The organism is Microbacterium sp. XT11 (assembly GCF_001513675.1).
GTDB lineage: Bacteria > Actinomycetota > Actinomycetes > Actinomycetales > Microbacteriaceae > Microbacterium.
In genome coordinates, this window is record NZ_CP013859.1 from 1293938 (window position 1) to 1312184 (window position 18247).

An 18247-nucleotide genomic window follows, 5' to 3' on the forward strand; every position below is an offset into this window, starting at 1 on the left:
TCCCGCGGAACCCCGCGGGAAATCGATATACCGGAACGCCGCAGGTGCTCAGTGCCGCGAGATTTCTCGTGAACTCTTCTGAATGGTTGCTGGACATTCTGCGAGGCGTACCGGAATACTGGCATCCACATGCGCTCTGTCGGCACCGCCGACGCCTGGGGAGGGCCGCGTGAAGCGAACGACGGTTACGCATCACACGGGAGAGGCGAATGACGAAACTCGAGGGGCAGACTCTGCGGAGACGCAGAGCAATCGGAGGAGGGATCGCCACGGCCACGGCCGGCGCGGTCATCCTCGCGAGCGCACTGGTGCCGACGGCGGCCAGTGCGCTCGAGGGAGCGGATCCGTCGGATCCGTCGGCAGCCAGCGGCCGCATCCTGAACATCGGCACGAGTCTGCTGGGCGGGCTCGATGTCGCGGCGCTCGGCAACACGATCACGAGCAACCCGAGCGCGCCGGGCGCGCCGGTCGGCGACACCGGCTCGCTCGACGTCAGCGCGATCAACGATCTGGTGTCCATCGGTCTCGGCGAGCTGCATCTTCCGCTCCTGAGCGACGGCACCAACAACGGGCTCCTCGACCTGGGGGATGCGGGTGCACTGTCGAGCTACAGCACTTCGCCCAGCACGACATCGTCAACGGCGTCAGCCGGTGCGGTGACGGAAGCGGGTGCCATCGACCTGGGGGCCGTCGATTCGAACACCAACCCGGCGCGCCTGGAGCTCACCGAGCTGCTCGACCAGCTGGGTCTCACAGGGCTCACCGACCAGATCGACCAGGCGGCCATCGAGATCGGCACCCTCGCCGCGCGTGCCGAGAAGAACGGCACGACGCTCGAGTCGGAGTACGCGCTCGCCGATCTCGGCCTCCAGCTCCACAGTCCGCTCGTCGCCAACCTGAGCAGCACACTCACCTCGGCGGTCGATGACATCGTCGCGCCCGTCAACGGCATCGCCGGCGAGGGCGGACTGCTCACCGGAGTACTCGGGCAGCTCAGCACCATCGTCGACAGCGTCAACCTGCTGCTGGTGCGCCTGAACTCCGACCCAACGAAGAACACCGTCGAGATCAACGGCCTCGACACCCTCGTGAACGGCGTCGTGGCCGACGTGTTCGGCGGGCCGATCTCGAACACGAACGGCTCCGTGGTGCTCGACCTGTCGACCGGCACGATCAGCGTCGACCTCGCCGAACTGGTCATCGGAGACAACGGTCTCGACCCGGGCAACCTCGACAACCTCAACGGCCTTCCAGCCAACACCGAGGCGCTGACGGCTGACGTCGTCTCGGCCATCACGGCCGGCGTCACCGAGGCGCTCGTCGGGACAGGACCCGATTCGCTGACGACCAAGATCACCACGCTGCTCGACCAGCGTCTGTGGAATCAGGTGTCGATCAAGGTCGGCATCGACGCCAGCGGTGAGGTGAACACCGTTCTCGGCGGGTGGGTGCCGCTCGCCCCAGCCGCGGTCAACATCGAGGGCACGCTCGCGCAGTTCACCGGAAAGAACGGCGCGACGCTGACGGCCGACAACATCTCGACGACGCTCGACCTCCTCGGGGCGCTCCCGGTCGGCGACCTGCTGAACCCGATCGTCGCACCGCTGCTCGGGGTCATCACGTCGAACGTGACGGGCCCGCTGCTCGACCTGGTGACGAACCAGGTGCTCGGCAACGTGCGGCCGATCATCCAGGACACGGTGGTCGAGGGCACGGTCGCACCGCTGCTCACGGTGCTCGAGCCGCTGCTGCAGCAGCTGGTCTCGCTGCGCATCAACGAGCAGCCGACCGAAGGGGACTTCGGCCCGGGCAGCTCCACCGTGCGTGCGCTGAGCTTCACGCTGCTTCCCACGCTCGACGCGGTGAAGGTCGACCTCGCGTCGGCGACTGTCAAGTCTCTCGACGCCGCGGCAGCCCCCAACGTGGACGCGGTCGATCCCGTGCAGGCCGGAACCAGCCTGTCGGTGACGGGCACCGACTGGATCCCCGGTTCCCAGGTGACGCTCGTGCTGCGTGATGCCGAAGGCCAGGTCGTCGGCACTCAGGTGGTGGTCGCCGTCGAGCCCGACGGCACCTTCCCAGCGGGGACGGCGTACCCGATCCCGGCGGATGCTCCGGCTGGCACCGGCTATGTGCTGACCGCGACCGACGACCAGCAGCCGGCGAACACCGACACCGACACGGTCGAGATCACCGCGGCCGGCGACCCGGGCGACGTCAACACCAATGCGGCGGCATCGGCATCGGCATCCGCCGACGCGACGGCGGACGGTGACCCGTCGGCTCAGGCGGCCGCAGAGGCAGCGGCCTTCGCGAACAACGATGCCGACGCCTCGGCGGCGGCAGACGTGAGCGCCCAGGCCGCAGCGCAGGCGGCGGCCACGGCCGACGCCTCGGTCGACGCATCGGCTTCGGTCGACGCCGACGTCAACGCGTCCGCGGCTGTCGCGGCACAGGCGGCAGCGACGGCCGACGCCGACGACGACACCAACGCCGCGGCAACCGCCGCGGCCAACGCGAACTCGTCGACGGCTGCTCAGGCAGCGGCCACGGCCGACTCCTCGACCGACGCGTCGAACGAGGCATCCGCCAACGCCAACGCTGCGGCATCGGCCACCGCCTCGGCCAACGCCGACGCGTCGACCGCCGCCGTCGCCCAGGCCGCTGCGCAGGCGGCCGCCTACGCCGACGCGACGGCCGACGCCAGTGCGGCAGCCGACGTCGACGCGACCGCCGCCGCGCAGGCTGCGGCGACCGCGCAGGCATCGACCGCAGCCACCGCTGAAGCCGAATCGGACGCGAACGCCGGAGCGGCCATCGCCGCCCAGGCCGCGGCCCTCGCCGACGCGAGCTCGAACACGGCAGCGGACATGTCCGCCACGTCGGATGCCAGCACCAGCGCGGCAGCCAACGCCAGCGCCGCGGCCATCGCGAACGCCTCGACCACCGCCTCGGCAGACGCCGTGGCATCGGCCGATGCCGCCGCCGACCCTGGTGCGAGCGCGCAGGCTGATCCTGGTGCGAGCGCGACCGCTGATCCGGGTGCGAGCGCGCAGGCTGATCCTGGCGCGACCGCGACCGCGAACGCCTCGGCGTCGGCAGCCGCCTCGGCACAGGCTGACGACGACAACAACGCCGCAGCCCAGGCCGCGGCTGTCGCCGCAGCCCTCGCCGATGCGACCTCGACGGCATCCGCTGCCGCCACCGCCAACGCGAACGCCGCAGCCGCGGCAGCCGCCACGGCACAGGCATCGACGGCAGCCTCGACCGATGCGACGACCGACACCAACGCCCGCGCGGCGGCGGCTGCGCAGTCGTCGGCGGAGGCCGACAGCTCGGCGAGCGCCACGGCCCAGGCCAACGCGAACGCGTCTGCGGCAGCATCCGCTGCGGCGAACGCCAACGCGTCGACCGCCGCGTCGGCCGATGCCGCGGCCGACGTCACGGCGACCGCGACGTCGAACGCGACCGCGACGTCGAGCGCGACGGCTTCGTCGAACGCGACCGCTTCGTCGAACGCCACGGCCGACGCCGCGGCCAACCCGACGGGCAAGCTCGGCATCACGGTGAAGGTCCCGGTCATCGAGCGGGGCCAGCAGCAGACGGCGATCGGCACCGGTTTCGCGCCGGGCGAGGTCGTCACCGGTGTGATGAACTCCACTCCGCTGGCTCTCGGCACCCAGGTCGCCGATCAGCAGGGCACGGTGACGTTCACGTGGGCGATCCCCGCGAGCACCGACCTCGGCACGCACACGGTGACGCTGACCGGCGAGTCCGGTACCGTCGCCGGCACGTTCCAGGTCGTCGCGAAGGGTCTCGCCACAACGGGCGGTACTCTGCCTGGAGGCTGGATCATCCTCGGCATGCTGCTGGTGATGGCCGGCATCGGCGCGGCACTGATCGCACGCCCCAAGCGTGCGGGAGCCTCCGCCGAGTAAGGAAGACGCTGGTACAGGTCGGGGTCGCCGCAGCGGCGGCCCCGACCTTCAGTGATGAGAAGGACCTGGGATGAGCACGATGACCGATACGGCGCCGACGGACGAAGACGTCCCGGCCGCGCAGACCGACCCGGCCGCGCAGACCGCCCCGGCCGCGCAGACCGACCCGGCGGTGCGACCACGGCCGGCCTGGTGGGCGAAGCTCATCGCGTTCGCGGCCGTCCTCCTGACGCTGTGGCACGTGTTCGCCTCGTTCCTGTGGATCGCGCCGTACTCGGCTCTGCGTGAGATCCCGACCCAGGAGGTGCTCGCGGGCTACATGCTCCCGATGTTCGGCCAGTCGTGGAGCGTCTTCGCACCGGAGCCGATCAACGGCGACTACCACTTCAACGTCCGCGCCGTCATCGAGAAGGACGGCGAGGAGGTCGAGACCGGATGGGTGAGCGCGACCGACGTCGAGCTCTCCATGATCCGCTACAACCTCTTCCCGCCGCGGGCCGGCATCCAGTCGAGCGAGGTCGCGAGCGGCCAGATGAACGCGTACAACAAGCTCAACGAGGAGCAGCAGGCGGTCGTCGCCCTCGACTTCGACAAGGACGACTGGGAGGACTGGATGGTGCGCACCTTTGACAAGCTCGAGGGCGACGACAAGCCGTCCACCGACGCGTACATGGCCGAAGAGCACATGGCCACCGCGTACGCGACGCAGGTCGCCTACGCGATCTGGGGCGCGGATGCCGTCATCAAGGTGCAGTACCGGGTGAGCCGGCAGAACGTGGTGCCCTACGCGCAGCGCAACGAGCCGGACGCCAAGCGGCCCGACCCGACGTTCTCGACGACCGGCTGGCGTCTGCCGATCGAGGAGGAGGGCCAGAGCCGCGAGAACTTCGCGAACACGTTCCGCAGCCAGTTCGAGAGGATCCAGAAGTGACTTCGGAGCGCACGGCCTCGCTGCCGACCAGGCTGCTCGCGTTCGCCGCGTCGATGATCGCCGGTTTCTGGGCCATGGTGCTCTCCGCGGTCGAGCGCATCTCGGCATTCGTGTCGGACTGGCTGTGGAACGGCAAGAAGTCGCTCTACGGCCTCGCCGTCACCCGCATCCTGTTCGGCGTCACAGCACTCGGGCTGCTGGCTGCGAACTTCGGCACGCGCCTGTACACGTTCGGCTCCGGGTCGGCGTGGAACGGCGAACTCGCCGAACCCGTCAGCGACTTCCCGAAGATCTGGGTGTTCAGCGCGTTCCACGCCGCCATGGGCAACGACGTGGTCTACACCCTGCTCTACCTGCTGCTCGCCGCCCTCGCCGTGCTCTTCGTGCTGGGCTGGCGCTTCCGCATCGTGCTGCCGGTGTTCTTCTGCCTGTGGGTGGGCTTCATCGAGGCCAACGACATGGTCGGCGACCAGGGCGACAACATGTTCCGCATCGCGCTGCTGCTGCTGTTCTTCGCGGATCCGGCCGCCCGGTGGTCGCTCGACGCACGCCGTCGCGCGAAGAGCGGAGAGTGGTTCGCCCCCGGCAGTCAGCCCGCGCTGCTCGGCACCGTCTTCCACAACCTCGCCCTGGTCGCCCTCACGGCACAAGTGTGCTTCGTGTACGCCTCGGGCGCGCTGTTCAAGGCCGGCGGGGTGCCCTGGAAGGAGGGGTACGCGGTCTACAACCCTCTGCACACCATGCGCTTCGGCACCTGGCCGGTGCTCAGCGACCTCGTCACGACCTGGGGACCCATGGTCACGATGATGAGCTGGGGGTCGATCATCCTGCAGGTGGCCTTCCCCCTGGCGCTGCTCACCCGTCCCACGCGACTCATCGCCCTCATCGGCATCCTGTCGTTCCACATCGGCATCGCGGTGCTCATGGGCCTGCCGTGGTTCTCGCTGACCATGATCGCGATCGACTCGATCTTCATCCGCGACCGCACCTGGCGGCGCCTGAGCGCGGGCGTCGTACGACGCTGGCAGGCGGCGAAGGCGGTCGCGCCGCCGACGCCGGATCGCGCCGCCGTGTGACTGTGCCCAGGGCACAACGACACAGGGCGGCCTGGGCGCATCCGTTTGTGCCAACCTCACACTCGAGTTCCGGGCGAGTTGTCGCAGACCTACCATCGACGTATCCCTACTTCCCTCTGAGAGGAATGCCATGGTCGACGTCGCCACAGCGCCCGAAGTGAAGAATCCGAAGCTCGACGGAGAGCGCATCACCGCACTCCTGCTGGGGACCTGGGCCGACACGCGCAGGCAGGCGCGCGAGATGATCAAGGATCCGGCGTTCTGGCGCAACGACGACCTCGCCAAAGACGAGCACCGCGAGCGCGTGCTCTCGCAGCTGCACCTCCTCGTCGAGAACCGTGCCGTGCACCGCGCGTTCCCCAAGAGGTTCGGCGGGGAAGAGGACAACGGCGCCAACATCGCCGGCTTCGAGGAGCTCGTCGCGGCCGACCCCAGCCTGCAGATCAAGTCGGGCGTGCAGTGGGGGCTGTTCGGCTCCGCCATCCTGCAGCTCGGAACGACGGAGCACCACGACAAGTGGCTCCCCGGCGTCATGGACCTCTCGATCCCGGGCGCCTTCGCGATGACCGAGATCGGCCACGGCTCCGATGTCGCGTCGGTCGGCACCACCGCGACGTACGATCCCGAGACCGAGGAGTTCGTCATCCACACGCCGTTCCGCGGCGCCACCAAGGAGTACCTCGGCAACGCGGCGCTGCACGGCGTCGCGGCGACCGTGTTCGCGCAGCTCATCACGAACGGCGTCAACCACGGCGTGCACTGCTTCTACGTGCCGCTCCGAGGCGAGGACGGCACCGACCTCCCCGGCATCGGCCGTGAGGACGACGGTCTCAAGGGCGGCCTGAACGGCATCGACAACGGACGGCTCAGCTTCGACCACGTGCGCATCCCGCGCACCAACCTGCTCAACAAGTACGGCGACGTCGCGCCGGACGGCACGTACTCCAGCCCCATCGACAGCCCAGGTCGCCGCTTCTTCACCATGCTCGGCACCCTCGTGCAGGGGCGCGTCTCGCTCGACGGCGCCTCGTCATGGGCGTCGGCCCTTGGGTTGAAGATCGCCATCACCTATGCGAACGAGCGTCGCCAGTTCGACGGTGCGGACGGCCAGGAGGTCGTGCTGCTCGACTACGGCAAGCACCAGCGGCGCCTGCTGCCGCGTCTGGCCACGACCTACGCGCAGATCTTCGCGCACGACGAGTTCCTGCAGAAGTTCGACGGCGTCTTCTCGGGGCGCACCGACACCCCCGACGACCGGGAAGACCTCGAGACGCTCGCCGCCGCGCTCAAGCCGCTGTCGACGTGGCACGCCCTCGACACGCTGCAGGAGGCACGCGAGGCGTGCGGCGGCGCGGGCTTCATGTTCGAGAACCGCCTCGTCGGCCTTCGTGCCGACCTCGACATCTACGTCACCTTCGAGGGCGACAACAACGTGCTGCTGCAGCTTGTAGGCAAGCGCCTGCTCACCGACTACGCCGCGCAGTTCAAGGGCAAGGATGCCGCCGCACTGGCCAAGTACGCGGTGGGGCAGACCGCGGGCAAGGTGTTCCACGGTGCGGGCCTGCGACAGCTCGGCCAGGCCGTCGCCGACCTCGGCTCGACCGCCCGTTCGGTCGAGAAGGGGCTGCGCGAAGAGCAGCAGCATGAACTGCTCGCCGACCGCGTGCAGCAGATGATCGCCGACATCGCCGGCCGGCTGCGCGCCGCGGGCAAGGACAAGGCGCTCGGCGCCCGGCTGTTCAACGAGAACCAGGCGGAGCTCATCGAGGCGGCACGCGCGCATGGCGAGCTGCTGCAGTGGGAGGCGTTCACGGATGCCGTGCACCGGGTCGACCACGGAGACACCAAGAAGGTGCTGACGTGGCTGCGCGACCTCTTCGGCCTGCAGCTCATCGAGAAGCACCTCGCCTGGTACCTCATCAACGGCCGCCTGTCGACCCAGCGCGCCGCGGCCGTGTCGAGCTATATCGACCGTCTGTGCGCGCGGCTGCGGCCGTACGCGCAGGAGCTCGTCGACGCCTTCGGCTACGAGCCGGAGCACGTGCGCGCCCCCATCGCCTCCGGAGCCGAGAAGGCGCGCCAGGACGAGGCGCGTGCGTACTACGCCGAGCTGGCGGCGTCGGGCGAGGCCCCCATCCAGGAGAAGGCGCTCAAGAAAGGCGCCGCACGCGGCTGATCGCCTCGCGGCGCGCTGCGCCGGCTCGTCGGCATCCGCTCACGATCCGGCGGCGGGCGGGTACCCGGGTGCGGGCGGGTAGCCTGGCGCGGATCCGGCGGGCGGGTACCCGGGTGCGGATCCGGCGGGCGGGTACCCGGGTGCGGGCGCTGCGGGCGGGTACCCGGTCGCAGGCGGGTAGACGCCCTCGGGCGGCAACGGCGGGTAGCCGTCCGCGGTGTTGGCCGGCGCAGCGGCACGCGATCGCACCCACAGCAGCACGCCGGTGAACAGCAGGTAGGCCACGGCGGACGCCACCCCGGCGCCCATCACCAGCAGCGGTGACACTCCGCGTGCGAGCTCGGCCGACACGTCGAACAGGGCCCATGCGACAGGGCCGCCCGCGCTGAGCGTCAGCGGCGTCAGCACGAGCAACGCGACGGCGGGCAGCAGCAGCGCGAACGGAGACCATCGTGTCGTCAGCACGCCGGCCGCGATGAGGATCACGCCGAGCAGCAGCAGCGCGACGCCGTCCGGCGAGACGGTGAACCGGAGCTGCTGCAGCGCGACGAGCACGCTCCGTGCGATGCCGAGGCCGAGCACGCAGCCGCCCGCTGCGAGGAGCACCGGAGAGGCGACGATCCCGACGAGGGCGAGGGCGAGGTTCGGCCGTGCGGGGCGGCGGCGCGCCAGGAGCAGCACGAGGCCCATGGCGCCCAGGGCCGTGAAGAGCGCGAGGGGGATGCCGTAGGCGATGCCGTCCATCCACTCCATCGGCAGCGGAGTGCCGTAGAGCGGCATCAGCAGTGCGGGGAACACCGCGAGGACGAGGTTCACGAGCGCGAGCACGCCGACCGTGAGCAGGCCGGCCGAGGTCCAGAACCCCGTCGCGACCACGGCGAGCAGCAGGACGATTCCGGCGGCCTGGCTGATCAGCGGGCCGACGAGGAGTCCGGAGTCGATGCCGGCGTAGGCGGTGAAGGCGAAGTACCAGGCCCTCCCTCCCGCGCTGAGAAGACCGGCGGCCGCGGGGGCGGCGATGGCGGCGAAGACGATGCTGATGATCCGCGCGAGCAGGGGTGATCGGCGCATGAGACGTCCCTCCAGAGTCGTACCGCCACGCTATCGCCCGTCGTCGCGGCCAGGGAAGTGCGCTCCGAGGCGCGCGGCGGGGGAGAAGTGCGCTCCGAGGCGCGCGGCGCGGGAGAATGGAGAGGTTCGCCACGGAAGGAACCGGATGCTCCGCGTCACCGCTTACGCCGCCCCCAGTGAGGCCGCCCCGCTCGAGAAGACCGTCATCGAACGGAGGGAGCTCGGGCCGCACGACATCCTCATCGATGTCGCGTTCGCGGGCATCTGCCATTCCGACATCCACACCGTCCGCGGCGACTGGGGCCCGCAGCGATATCCGCTCGCGCCGGGGCATGAGATCGCGGGCGTCGTCTCGGCGGTCGGCGACGCCGTCACGCGCCACGCCGTCGGTGACCGTGTCGGCGTCGGCTGCCTGGTGGATTCGTGCGGCGAGTGCGCGCCGTGTCTCAGGGGACAGGAGCAGTTCTGTCGCGAGGGCGCGGTGTTCACCTACGGCAGCACCGACCGCGACGGCAGCGTGACGCAGGGCGGCTATTCGCAGCAGCTCGTGGTGAGCGAGCGGTTCGCCGTGCGCATCCCCGACGCGCTCCCGCTCGACCGGGCCGCGCCGCTGCTGTGCGCAGGGATCACGACGTACTCGCCGCTGCGCCGGTGGAACGTGGGACCGGGCACGCGCGTCGCGGTGGTCGGCATGGGCGGCCTGGGGCACATGGCGGTGCAGCTCGCGCACGCGCTGGGTGCCGAGGTCACGGTGCTGTCGCAGACCCTGAGCAAGAAGGACGACGGGCTGCGCCTGGGCGCCGACCGCTACTTCGCCACGTCGGACCCCGCGACGTTCCGTGAGCTGAGCGGATCGTTCGACGTGATCCTCAACTCGGTGAGCGCGCCGATCGAGCTGCGCTCATACCTGCGGCTCCTCGACGTCGACGGAGCGCTCGTCTGCGTCGGCCTCCCGCCGGAGCCCCTCTCGCTGGCGGTCGGCGGCCTCATCGGCGGGAACAAGTCGATCGCCGGCTCCAACATCGGAGGCATCGCCGAGACCCAGGAGATGCTCGACTTCTGCGCCGAGCACGGCATCGCGGCCGAGATCGAGGTGATCCCGGCATCCGAGATCAACGCGGCATACGAACGCGTGCTCGCGTCGGACGTGCGGTACCGCTTCGTCATCGACGCCGCGACGTTCGCCTGATGTCGGTGGTGGCCGATACGGTCGCTCCCATGAACGCCCTCATCTCCGGACCCGACGAGCGGCATCGCTGCGCGTGGGTGGGCGACGACGCCGAGTACCGGCGGTACCACGACGAGGAGTGGGGCACCCCGCTCCACGGAGACCGCGCGCTGTTCGAGAAGATGTCGCTCGAGGGCTTCCAGGCCGGCCTGAGCTGGATCACGATCCTCCGCAAGCGTCCGCGGTTCCGCGAGGCGTTCGCCGGATTCGATCCTGACGTCGTGGCGGAGTTCGGCGTGGGTGACGTCGAGCGGTTGATGGCGGATGCCGGCATCATCCGCAACCGAGCCAAGATCGAGGCGACCATCGGCAATGCGAGGCTCGTGCGCGAGATGACAGAGGGCGAGCTCGACGCGCTGATGTGGTCGTTCGCTCCCCCGGGTCCGCGGACGCGCCCTCGGAGCATGGCCGACGTCCCCGCGGTGACGCCGGAGTCGACGGCCATGAGCAAAGAGCTGCGGCGCCGGGGCTTCCGCTTCGTCGGACCGACGACCATGTACGCGTTGATGCAGTCGGCGGGCATGGTCGACGACCACCTCGAAGGATGCTGGAGGGCGTGACTCCGCCGGCCGCTCTCGAGGGCGGTCGCCCTGCTGTCGCCGCCTCCGGTGGCGTCTGACCGCCTCGATATAATCCCCGTGGGGGAACCGCGTGCTCGGCCTGCGCGGCGAAGCGTTCTCTCGCCGTTATCGACCTCGAGGGGAGCGTGCGTGGCCAAGCGCACCATGACGGCACCGCCCGTGCTGGCGGGGTACAGCTATGTGCGCCCGCTGGGCTCCGGCGGCTTCGCAGACGTGTTCCTCTATGAGCAGGACCTCCCGCGGCGGGTGTCCGCGGTCAAGGTGCTCCTCGCCGACGCCGTGAACCCCGAGGTGCTGCGCACGTTCAACGCGGAGGCCGACATCTCGGCGCGGTTGAGCGCGCATCCGGCCATCGTCACGATCTATCAGGCGTCGATCTCGTCCGACGGGCGGCCCTACATCGCGATGGAGTACTGCCCCGACAACATGGGTACGCGGTACAAGAAGGGTCCTGTGCCGGTGGCCGAGGTGCTCGACGCGGGCGTCCGCATCGCCGGGGCGCTCGAGACCGTGCACAGGGCAGGGCTGCTGCATCGTGACATCAAGCCGTCGAACATCCTGCTGAGCTCGCTCGGCTCTCCCGTGCTCGCCGATTTCGGCATCGCCGCTGCCGTGGTCGATGAGGGCGATCCCGACATCATCGCCATGTCGGTGCCGTGGAGCTCTCCCGAGGTGCTGCAGCAGCGCGTCTCCGGCTCGGTCGCCAGCGAAGTCTGGAGCCTGGCGGCGACCCTCTACACGCTCTTCGCCGGACGCACGCCCTTCGAGAAGGACGACAGGGCGTCGAACTCCAGGGCGCAGCTGACCAAGCGGATCGTGCAGGCGCGGTACACGCCCGTGCCGCTGCCCGGCTTCCCGGCGGCCATCGATGAGATCCTCGCGACCGCGATGCAGCGCGATCCCGCACGGCGCTTCTCATCGATGGCGGAGTTCGCCGAACGCCTCCGCTGGGCGCAGTACGACCTCGGCATCGCACCGACCGCGTTCGAGGCGGCATCCGCCGAATGGGCGGCCGCGGCACCCGTCAGCTTCTCCGACTCCGCACCACGCGGACCCGGCGTCACGACGGTCGACGCCGGAGGCCGCAGGGCCGTGCGGGCGGCGCAGCAGCGCGTCCGTCTCGAACACGACGAGCCGCCCCCGCCGCGGCGTCGCCGGCCGTCGCCGCTCATGGCCGGCCTCATCGGCGCAGGAGTCGGCATGGCGGCGCTCGCGGCCGTCGGCGTGACCGTGCTGATGCTCACGGGAGTGATCTGATGCCGCTCGGCGACCGCTCCGCGCCGGCAGCGCGCCCGCGTTCGCGCGGCCGCCTGCTCGCCGTGGCGGCCGGCGTCGCGGCGCTCGCGACCGTGGTGGTGTTCGCCGTCACGGCCCAGGGGTATCAGGCGCAGGAGGTCCCCCGGCTGGAGTCGTCGGTGTGGGTGCTCCGCGACGCCGGGCAGTACGCGCGCGTCAACACAGACCTGGCAGAGATCGACACGGTCCGCGACGTCGACGCGCCTGAGCAGGTGTGGCAGCACGGCGCCGCCGCGGCGCTGTTCAGCCAAGGCTCGCGGCAGAGGTGGGACATCGACCCCGCCGACCCGCAGGACCTCCTCTCCGAGGGCGCGGACGACGGCGCGCCCTCGGCCTCGCATCCGACGCCCGCGGGCACGCGCGACATCGTGGCGGCCGGGTCGTACATCGCGTACCGCACGGACACCGGCCAGGTGTCGGTCACGACGGTCGAGCCGGGGGCGGCGACGGCGCTCGTCGATCCGTTCGCAGAGGTCGAGGTCGACGAGGGCGAGGACCCGCCGACGTACACGGCATCCGCGATCGGTCTGTCGCCCGACGGCATCCTCGCGCTGTACTCGGCCGAGGAGAAGGCCGTCCGGCGGTTCGACATCGCCCAGCACCGGTTCCTCGGCGACGGCGACCCCGTGGCGTCGGCTCCGGAGGGCGACGACGCGCTGGCCATGACGGTGGTCGGCGACCGCTGGGTGCTGTTGCAAACCGACGAGGGCAGGCTGTGGATCTCGGGACGGGGAGACCCCGTCGATCTCGATCTCGGCGAGGGCGCCCGGCTGCAGAACGGCGTGGCATCCGGCGATTCGGTCGTCATCGCCGATGCCGGCGGTCTGGTGTCGGTCGCGCTCGCGAGCGGCGATTCGCGCCGGATCGCCGAGGCCGAGGGGACGCCGGCCGCGCCTCTCGTGATGGGCGGCCGCACCTTCGCGGCCTGGCTCGACACCGATGCGGGCACGCTGTGGGCAGACGGCGACAGCGTTTCGCTCGCCATTCCCGACGGTGTGCTCGAATCGGTGCAGGTGGAACCCGTGTTCCGCAGCAACGGTGACCGCGCGGTGCTCACCGATGTCGCGACCGGCCTGATCTGGACGGCTCCCGATGGCCGCCTCATCCCCCTGGAGCAGTGGGCGATCGACGACCAGACCGAGCACGAGGAGGGCACGGTCGTCGTCGAAGACGTGGCCGAGCAGCTGCCGCCCGTCGCCGTCGACGACGCGTTCGGAGTGCGCGCGGGGCAGCAGGTGATCCTCCCCGTGCTGTTCAACGACCACGACCCGAACAAGAAGGACGTGCTGACGATCGACCCCGCCTCGGTGGCGGGAGGACTCGCGGATGCCGGGTTCGGTGAGCTGTCGCTGGCGGGGAACGGGCAGACGCTCGTGGTCACAGTCCGCGCCGAGTCCGGGCAGACCTCGTTCACCTACGCCGTCACCGACGGCTCCGCCGTGTCGCCGCCCGCCACCGTGACGCTCACGGTCGTCGACGACGAGGTGAACACCGCGCCGGTGTGGTGCGGCGTGGAGGCGTGCCAGCAGCAATGGCCCGCGCCGCAGCTGCTCCCCGGTGGCAGCACGATCGTCCCTGCGCTGTCGGGGTGGGTCGACCCCGAGGGCGATCCCTTCGTGCTGAGCGACGCCTACGAGACCGATCCGGCCGCGCCGGTCATGGTCGTCCCCCTCGCCGATGGGCGGGTCGCCATCCGCCACACCGACCCGAACGCGCCAGACGCCACGATCCAGGTCACGGTCGTCGTCGCCGATTCGCGCGGGGCAGTGGCCGAGAAGGTGCTCGACGTTCACGTGAGCGCGAGTCCCGCGGTCGTGGCCGCGCCCGTCGCGTTGACCATGCGCATCGGCGAGCCGCAGTCGGTCCGCATCGCCGACCACCTCTCCGGAGGCTCCGGTTCGTACCGGCTCGTCGACGCCGTGCAGACCGCCGCGGCGGCCGATGGTCTGGAGGTGAGCCCGAACGCGGCATCCGGCACCGTCGATCTGACGGTCGCCGAAGCCGGCCAGTACGTCGTCACCTACACCGCTCAAGACGTGGTGACGCAGGCCGAGAAGTCGGCCGTGATCCGGATCACCGCGGTCGACGGCGCGACGCCCCTCGCGATCATGCCGCTCACGGCCTTCGTGCGCGAAGGGGAGGACACGACCGTCGATGTGCTCCGCGCCGTGCAGAACACCAGCGGACGCGTGCTCCTCGTCTCCGAGGCGGCGAGCTCCACTCCGCGTCTCAGCGTGTCGGTGGTCGGAAATCAGAGCGTGAGGGTCAGCGGAACCACCGACGATGGCAGTCCGGGCCTGGTGGGGACCGCCACCGTGACCGTCGCCGACGGCGCCGGCGCGGCCGTGAAGGGCAGCGTCACCGTGTTCCTCGCACCGCCTTCGAGCGTCACGAGGCCCATCGTCTTCCCCGACGCCATCACGGTGCGCGCGGGCGCGCTGACGCGAATCGACGTCGCCGCGAACGACGTCGCGCCGCGGGGGGAGCCGCTCGTGGTGCTCCCAGAGGTGATCGGATCGGGCCAGCCGGACGAGCTGGTGTTCGCCGACGGCAACTCGCTGCGCTATCTCGCGCCCTCCACGCCGGGTACCTACCGCCTCACCTACTCGGTGTCGCTGCAGCGCAACCCCTCCCTTTTCGACAACGGCGCGGTGGTCGTGACCGTCGTCCCGCCCGGGACCAACCGCGCGCCGACGCCCGCCACGCTCACCGGCCGCGTGCTCAGCGGGCAGACCGTCACCCTCCCCGTCCCCAGCACGGGCGTCGACCCCGACGGGGATCGCGTTGTGCTCGCCGACGTGGATCAGCCCGGTGCGGGCAAGGGAACCGTGACCGTCTCTGCCGCCGGCGACGCGATCGTGTACCGCGCGCCGGCGGGCGGCGTCGACGGGGGCCAGGTGAGCTTCGGGTACACCGTGCGCGACACGGGCGGCGAAGAAGGCGCGGGGCTCGTGCGCATCGGTGTGCTCGACGGGCGGATCGACGACGCCACCCCGGTGACCTTCAGCGACTACCTCCGCGTTCAGGCGGGGTCGTCCTCGCCCGTCGTGATCGACCCGCGGGCGAACGACCTCGACCCCGCGCAGGGTGACCTCGAGCTCATCGACCTGGTCCCCAACGCGCCCCGAGCCGACGGCAACCCGCTGTACGAGCGGCTCGACGGCCTGATCGACCCGGCCACCTCGCTCGACGACGGCCGGATCGTGCTGCGCCCCGGCGACACCCCTGGGACGAACTCCTACGTGTACACCGTGCGCTCGACCCGCACCCAGAGCACCGCGGAGGGGCTGATCGTTCTCACGGTCACCGAGGAGTCCGTGACCGATCAGCCGGTCGTCTCCGACACGGTGGTCACAGCGCGCACGCGGCGCGAGCTGTCGGAGGGCGGCATCGACGTGATCGCCGACCGCGTGCAGTGGGCGTCGGGCGACGTGTCGTCGCTGCGCCTGAGCCTGTGGGGCGAGCAGTCCGGCTTCTCGGTGTCGGGCTCGCGCATCATCGGAGACCCGCCCGCCGACGGCGCCCTCGTGCCCTTCCAATTGCGCGGCGTGGCCGACGGCGGCAGAGAGGTCGTGGCCTACGGCTTCCTGCATGTGCCGCCCTTCGAAGACCTGCGGGTGCAGGCGGTCGCCGGGGCTGAGCCCGTGACCGTCGACGAGGATGGGTCCGCGACGTTCGACGTGGGCGACTACGTCGACCTCGCGGCATCCGATCCGTTCGAGGTCGGCACGGGAGCGTTCGGCGTGCAGCGCGCTGCCGCGAGCTGCACGCCGGCGTCGGGGAAGACCGCGGAGTATGCGGCGGGCCGCGGCGCGCCCTGGTCGGACACGTGCCTCGTCCCCGTGCGCCTGCAGGGACAGGACCGCTGGTCGTACATCGAGGTTCCCGTCGGCATCCGCCCCGCCGCACCGCAGGTCGTGCTGACCTCGATCTCACACACGGTGTCGCCAGGACAGTCGCAGAGCATCGACCTCACCGGGTCGATGGTCTCGTGGGAGGGCGGCCGCGAGGGCGATCCCGCAGCCCTCGACTACCGGGTCGTGTACTCGGGCAGCTCGTTCACGGTGTCGCAGCAGGGGTCGGCCCTCACGGTCGAAGCGCATGCCGACGCCGTATCCGGAACGCGTGAAGACGTCACGGTGGAGGTCGGCGCCTTCGGCGGCGCCTCGGCATCCGTGCGTCTCGTCGTCGGGATCGCGCCGCCTGATGCCCCGCGCGGCGCGACGCTCACCCGCCAGTGCGTGGTGACATCTCCAGGATGCTCGATCGACGTCGTCGGTGTCGCCGGCGAGTACGACCCGTTCCAGGGCAAGCCGGGGGCCGGGCTCACGCTCGTCTCACTCGGCGGCGGGTCACGATGCGACGTCGCGTCGGCGGCGGTCAGCGGCGAGCGTGCCATCGCCGTGAGCTGGCCCGGCGGAGGGCAGGCGCCCGGCGGCCAGTGCGTGATCCCGTTCGTCGTCGCGGATGCGCAGGGGCGTACGGGGACGGGGTCGCTCACCCTCGATCTGCAAGGCTTCCCGCAGGCGCCGGCGAGCGTGACCACCGTGGGCTACACGCGGTCGACCGTGGTGCTCGAAGTGCCCCTCGGCGCAGCGGCGAGCGCGCACCCATCGGTCACATCTGTCACGATCCTGCAAGACGGGGCGGCGGCGAATGCGAGCTGCACGGCGGCTGCCGGCGCGGTGTACCGCTGCACGGTCGGCGGCCTGGTCACCGGCGCTCCGCACTCCTTCCAGGCGGTCGCGGTCAACGCGGTCGGCAGCTCGGCCCCGACCTCTGCCCACCGCAGCTGGGCCTACTCGCCGCCCGAGGTGTCGAACGTGACCGCGACGCCCGTGTATCGGCAGGGAGTGACGGATGCCGCCACCGGCGTCGCCGAGATCGCGATCACCTCGTCGCCGGATGCCGCATCGTTCCGGGTGCAGGAGACCGGGCAGGTCATCGCTCGCAACGGCACGACCACGAAGGCCGATGTCGCGCTGAGTCCGGGCGCGCAGACGATCACCGTCGTCCCGGTCAGCCAATTCCAGCCTCCGGCGGGCGACATCGGGAACGAAGGCGGCGCCTTCACCGCTTCGGTCACCGTCGCAGGATCGGTGTTCTTCTCGCCGTCCGCGACGCAGGCCGTCGCGGCCTCGAACACCTCGATCAACGTCTCGGGCATCGCCGCGCAGGCCAACGGCAGCGCGGAACCCCTCGAGGTCGTCTACGTCGCGTGGCGCTCGGGAGACGTGCGCTGCACCGCCACGCGCGACGGCGGGCTGTCGGTCTCCGGCGCCGAGGCGCAGTCGTCGTCGCCATCGATCCAGGGCCTCGCCGAGTACCGGCTGTACTCCGTCAAGGCCTGCGCGTCGAACGGGTACGGGGTCGCCGAGTCCTCGACCGTGTCGGTCTTCACGTTCACCTTCGTCGACGGTCCGGGCGGCAACACGACCTACACGGTCGACACGACGCCGAAGCACCAGGGCGACCACTACAGTTACGGACTGGCATCCGAGCCCTCCCTCACGATCGAGGACGGCTTCGTCGCCCAGTACCAGATGTACGGATCGTGGCGCAGCGACTTCACCCTGTCTCCGGACTCCTCGCCCGGCCAGGTGCGTGCTCGCTCGTGCCACGCGACGCAGACGGGGTCGTGCTCAGGGGCGGTGGACATCACCGCGACCACCGCGCCGACCGTCGTCGACGTCGACTTCGTGCCGTGCATGCCGGTGCCGGAGATCGACGACGTGGTGACGGTCTCCCGCGCCGCGCGCGGCTCGTACGTCTCGGTCGTCACGCCCTCGGTCGACAACCCGGGCTTCTTCGACGTCACGGTCTCGTGGCAGGGCGCCTTCGAGACGCTCTCGCCCATCACCCACCGGATGAAGGCGTGCGGATGATGCCGTCTCCCCGCCCCCGTACCACCGGGAAGCCGACGGGTCCGCTCGTCGCCCTCCCGCCGACA

9 protein-coding genes are annotated in these 18247 nt (G+C 70.7%); 8 read left to right on the top strand and 1 reads right to left on the bottom strand.

The annotated features are described in order from the left end of the window. The first annotated feature begins 209 nt into the window (after positions 1 to 209). From AB663_RS06065 to AB663_RS06080, 4 genes are all read left to right on the top strand, one after another. Positions 210 to 3938, top strand: coding sequence for a choice-of-anchor G family protein (locus AB663_RS06065; RefSeq protein ID WP_067196734.1), 3729 nt, complete (start codon positions 210 to 212; stop codon positions 3936 to 3938). A gap of 70 nt (positions 3939 to 4008) precedes the next feature. Next, positions 4009 to 4869: a DUF5819 family protein gene (locus AB663_RS06070; protein ID WP_067196737.1), complete on the top strand. Its 861-nt coding sequence runs from the start codon at positions 4009 to 4011 to the stop codon at positions 4867 to 4869. After that, positions 4866 to 5945, top strand: coding sequence for an HTTM domain-containing protein (locus AB663_RS06075; protein ID WP_232304653.1), 1080 nt, complete (start codon positions 4866 to 4868; stop codon positions 5943 to 5945). The genes AB663_RS06070 and AB663_RS06075 overlap by 4 nt, the downstream gene beginning before the upstream one ends. A gap of 130 nt (positions 5946 to 6075) precedes the next feature. Then, positions 6076 to 8121 carry an acyl-CoA dehydrogenase family protein gene (locus AB663_RS06080; protein WP_083511138.1) on the top strand — a complete coding sequence of 682 codons (2046 nt, stop codon included), beginning with the start codon at positions 6076 to 6078 and terminating at the stop codon, positions 8119 to 8121. 39 nt (positions 8122 to 8160) lie between these two features. Here AB663_RS06080 and AB663_RS17355 read toward each other — a convergent pair whose 3' ends face one another. Continuing rightward, a complete protein-coding gene (locus AB663_RS17355; RefSeq protein WP_067196743.1) occupies positions 8161 to 9192 on the bottom strand; it encodes a hypothetical protein in 1032 nt (343 codons plus the stop codon). Between the two features lie 145 nt (positions 9193 to 9337). On the opposite strand from AB663_RS17355, the gene AB663_RS06090 reads away from it, so the two are divergent. From AB663_RS06090 to AB663_RS06105, 4 genes are all read left to right on the top strand, one after another. After that, the gene (locus AB663_RS06090; RefSeq protein ID WP_067196746.1) at positions 9338 to 10381 is read left to right on the top strand and encodes an NAD(P)-dependent alcohol dehydrogenase; all 1044 of its coding nucleotides are present in this window, start codon (positions 9338 to 9340) and stop codon (positions 10379 to 10381) included. A 29-nt stretch (positions 10382 to 10410) separates the two neighbouring features. Then, a complete protein-coding gene (locus tag AB663_RS06095; protein ID WP_067202287.1) occupies positions 10411 to 10980 on the top strand; it encodes a DNA-3-methyladenine glycosylase I in 570 nt (189 codons plus the stop codon). A 150-nt stretch (positions 10981 to 11130) separates the two neighbouring features. Beyond that, the gene (locus AB663_RS06100; protein ID WP_232304654.1) at positions 11131 to 12258 is read left to right on the top strand and encodes a serine/threonine-protein kinase; all 1128 of its coding nucleotides are present in this window, start codon (positions 11131 to 11133) and stop codon (positions 12256 to 12258) included. Continuing rightward, complete coding sequence (locus AB663_RS06105) at positions 12258 to 18182, top strand: Ig-like domain-containing protein (RefSeq protein WP_067196749.1); 5925 nt, start codon at positions 12258 to 12260, stop codon at positions 18180 to 18182. The genes AB663_RS06100 and AB663_RS06105 overlap by 1 nt, the downstream gene beginning before the upstream one ends. Positions 18183 to 18247: the final 65 nt, after the last annotated feature.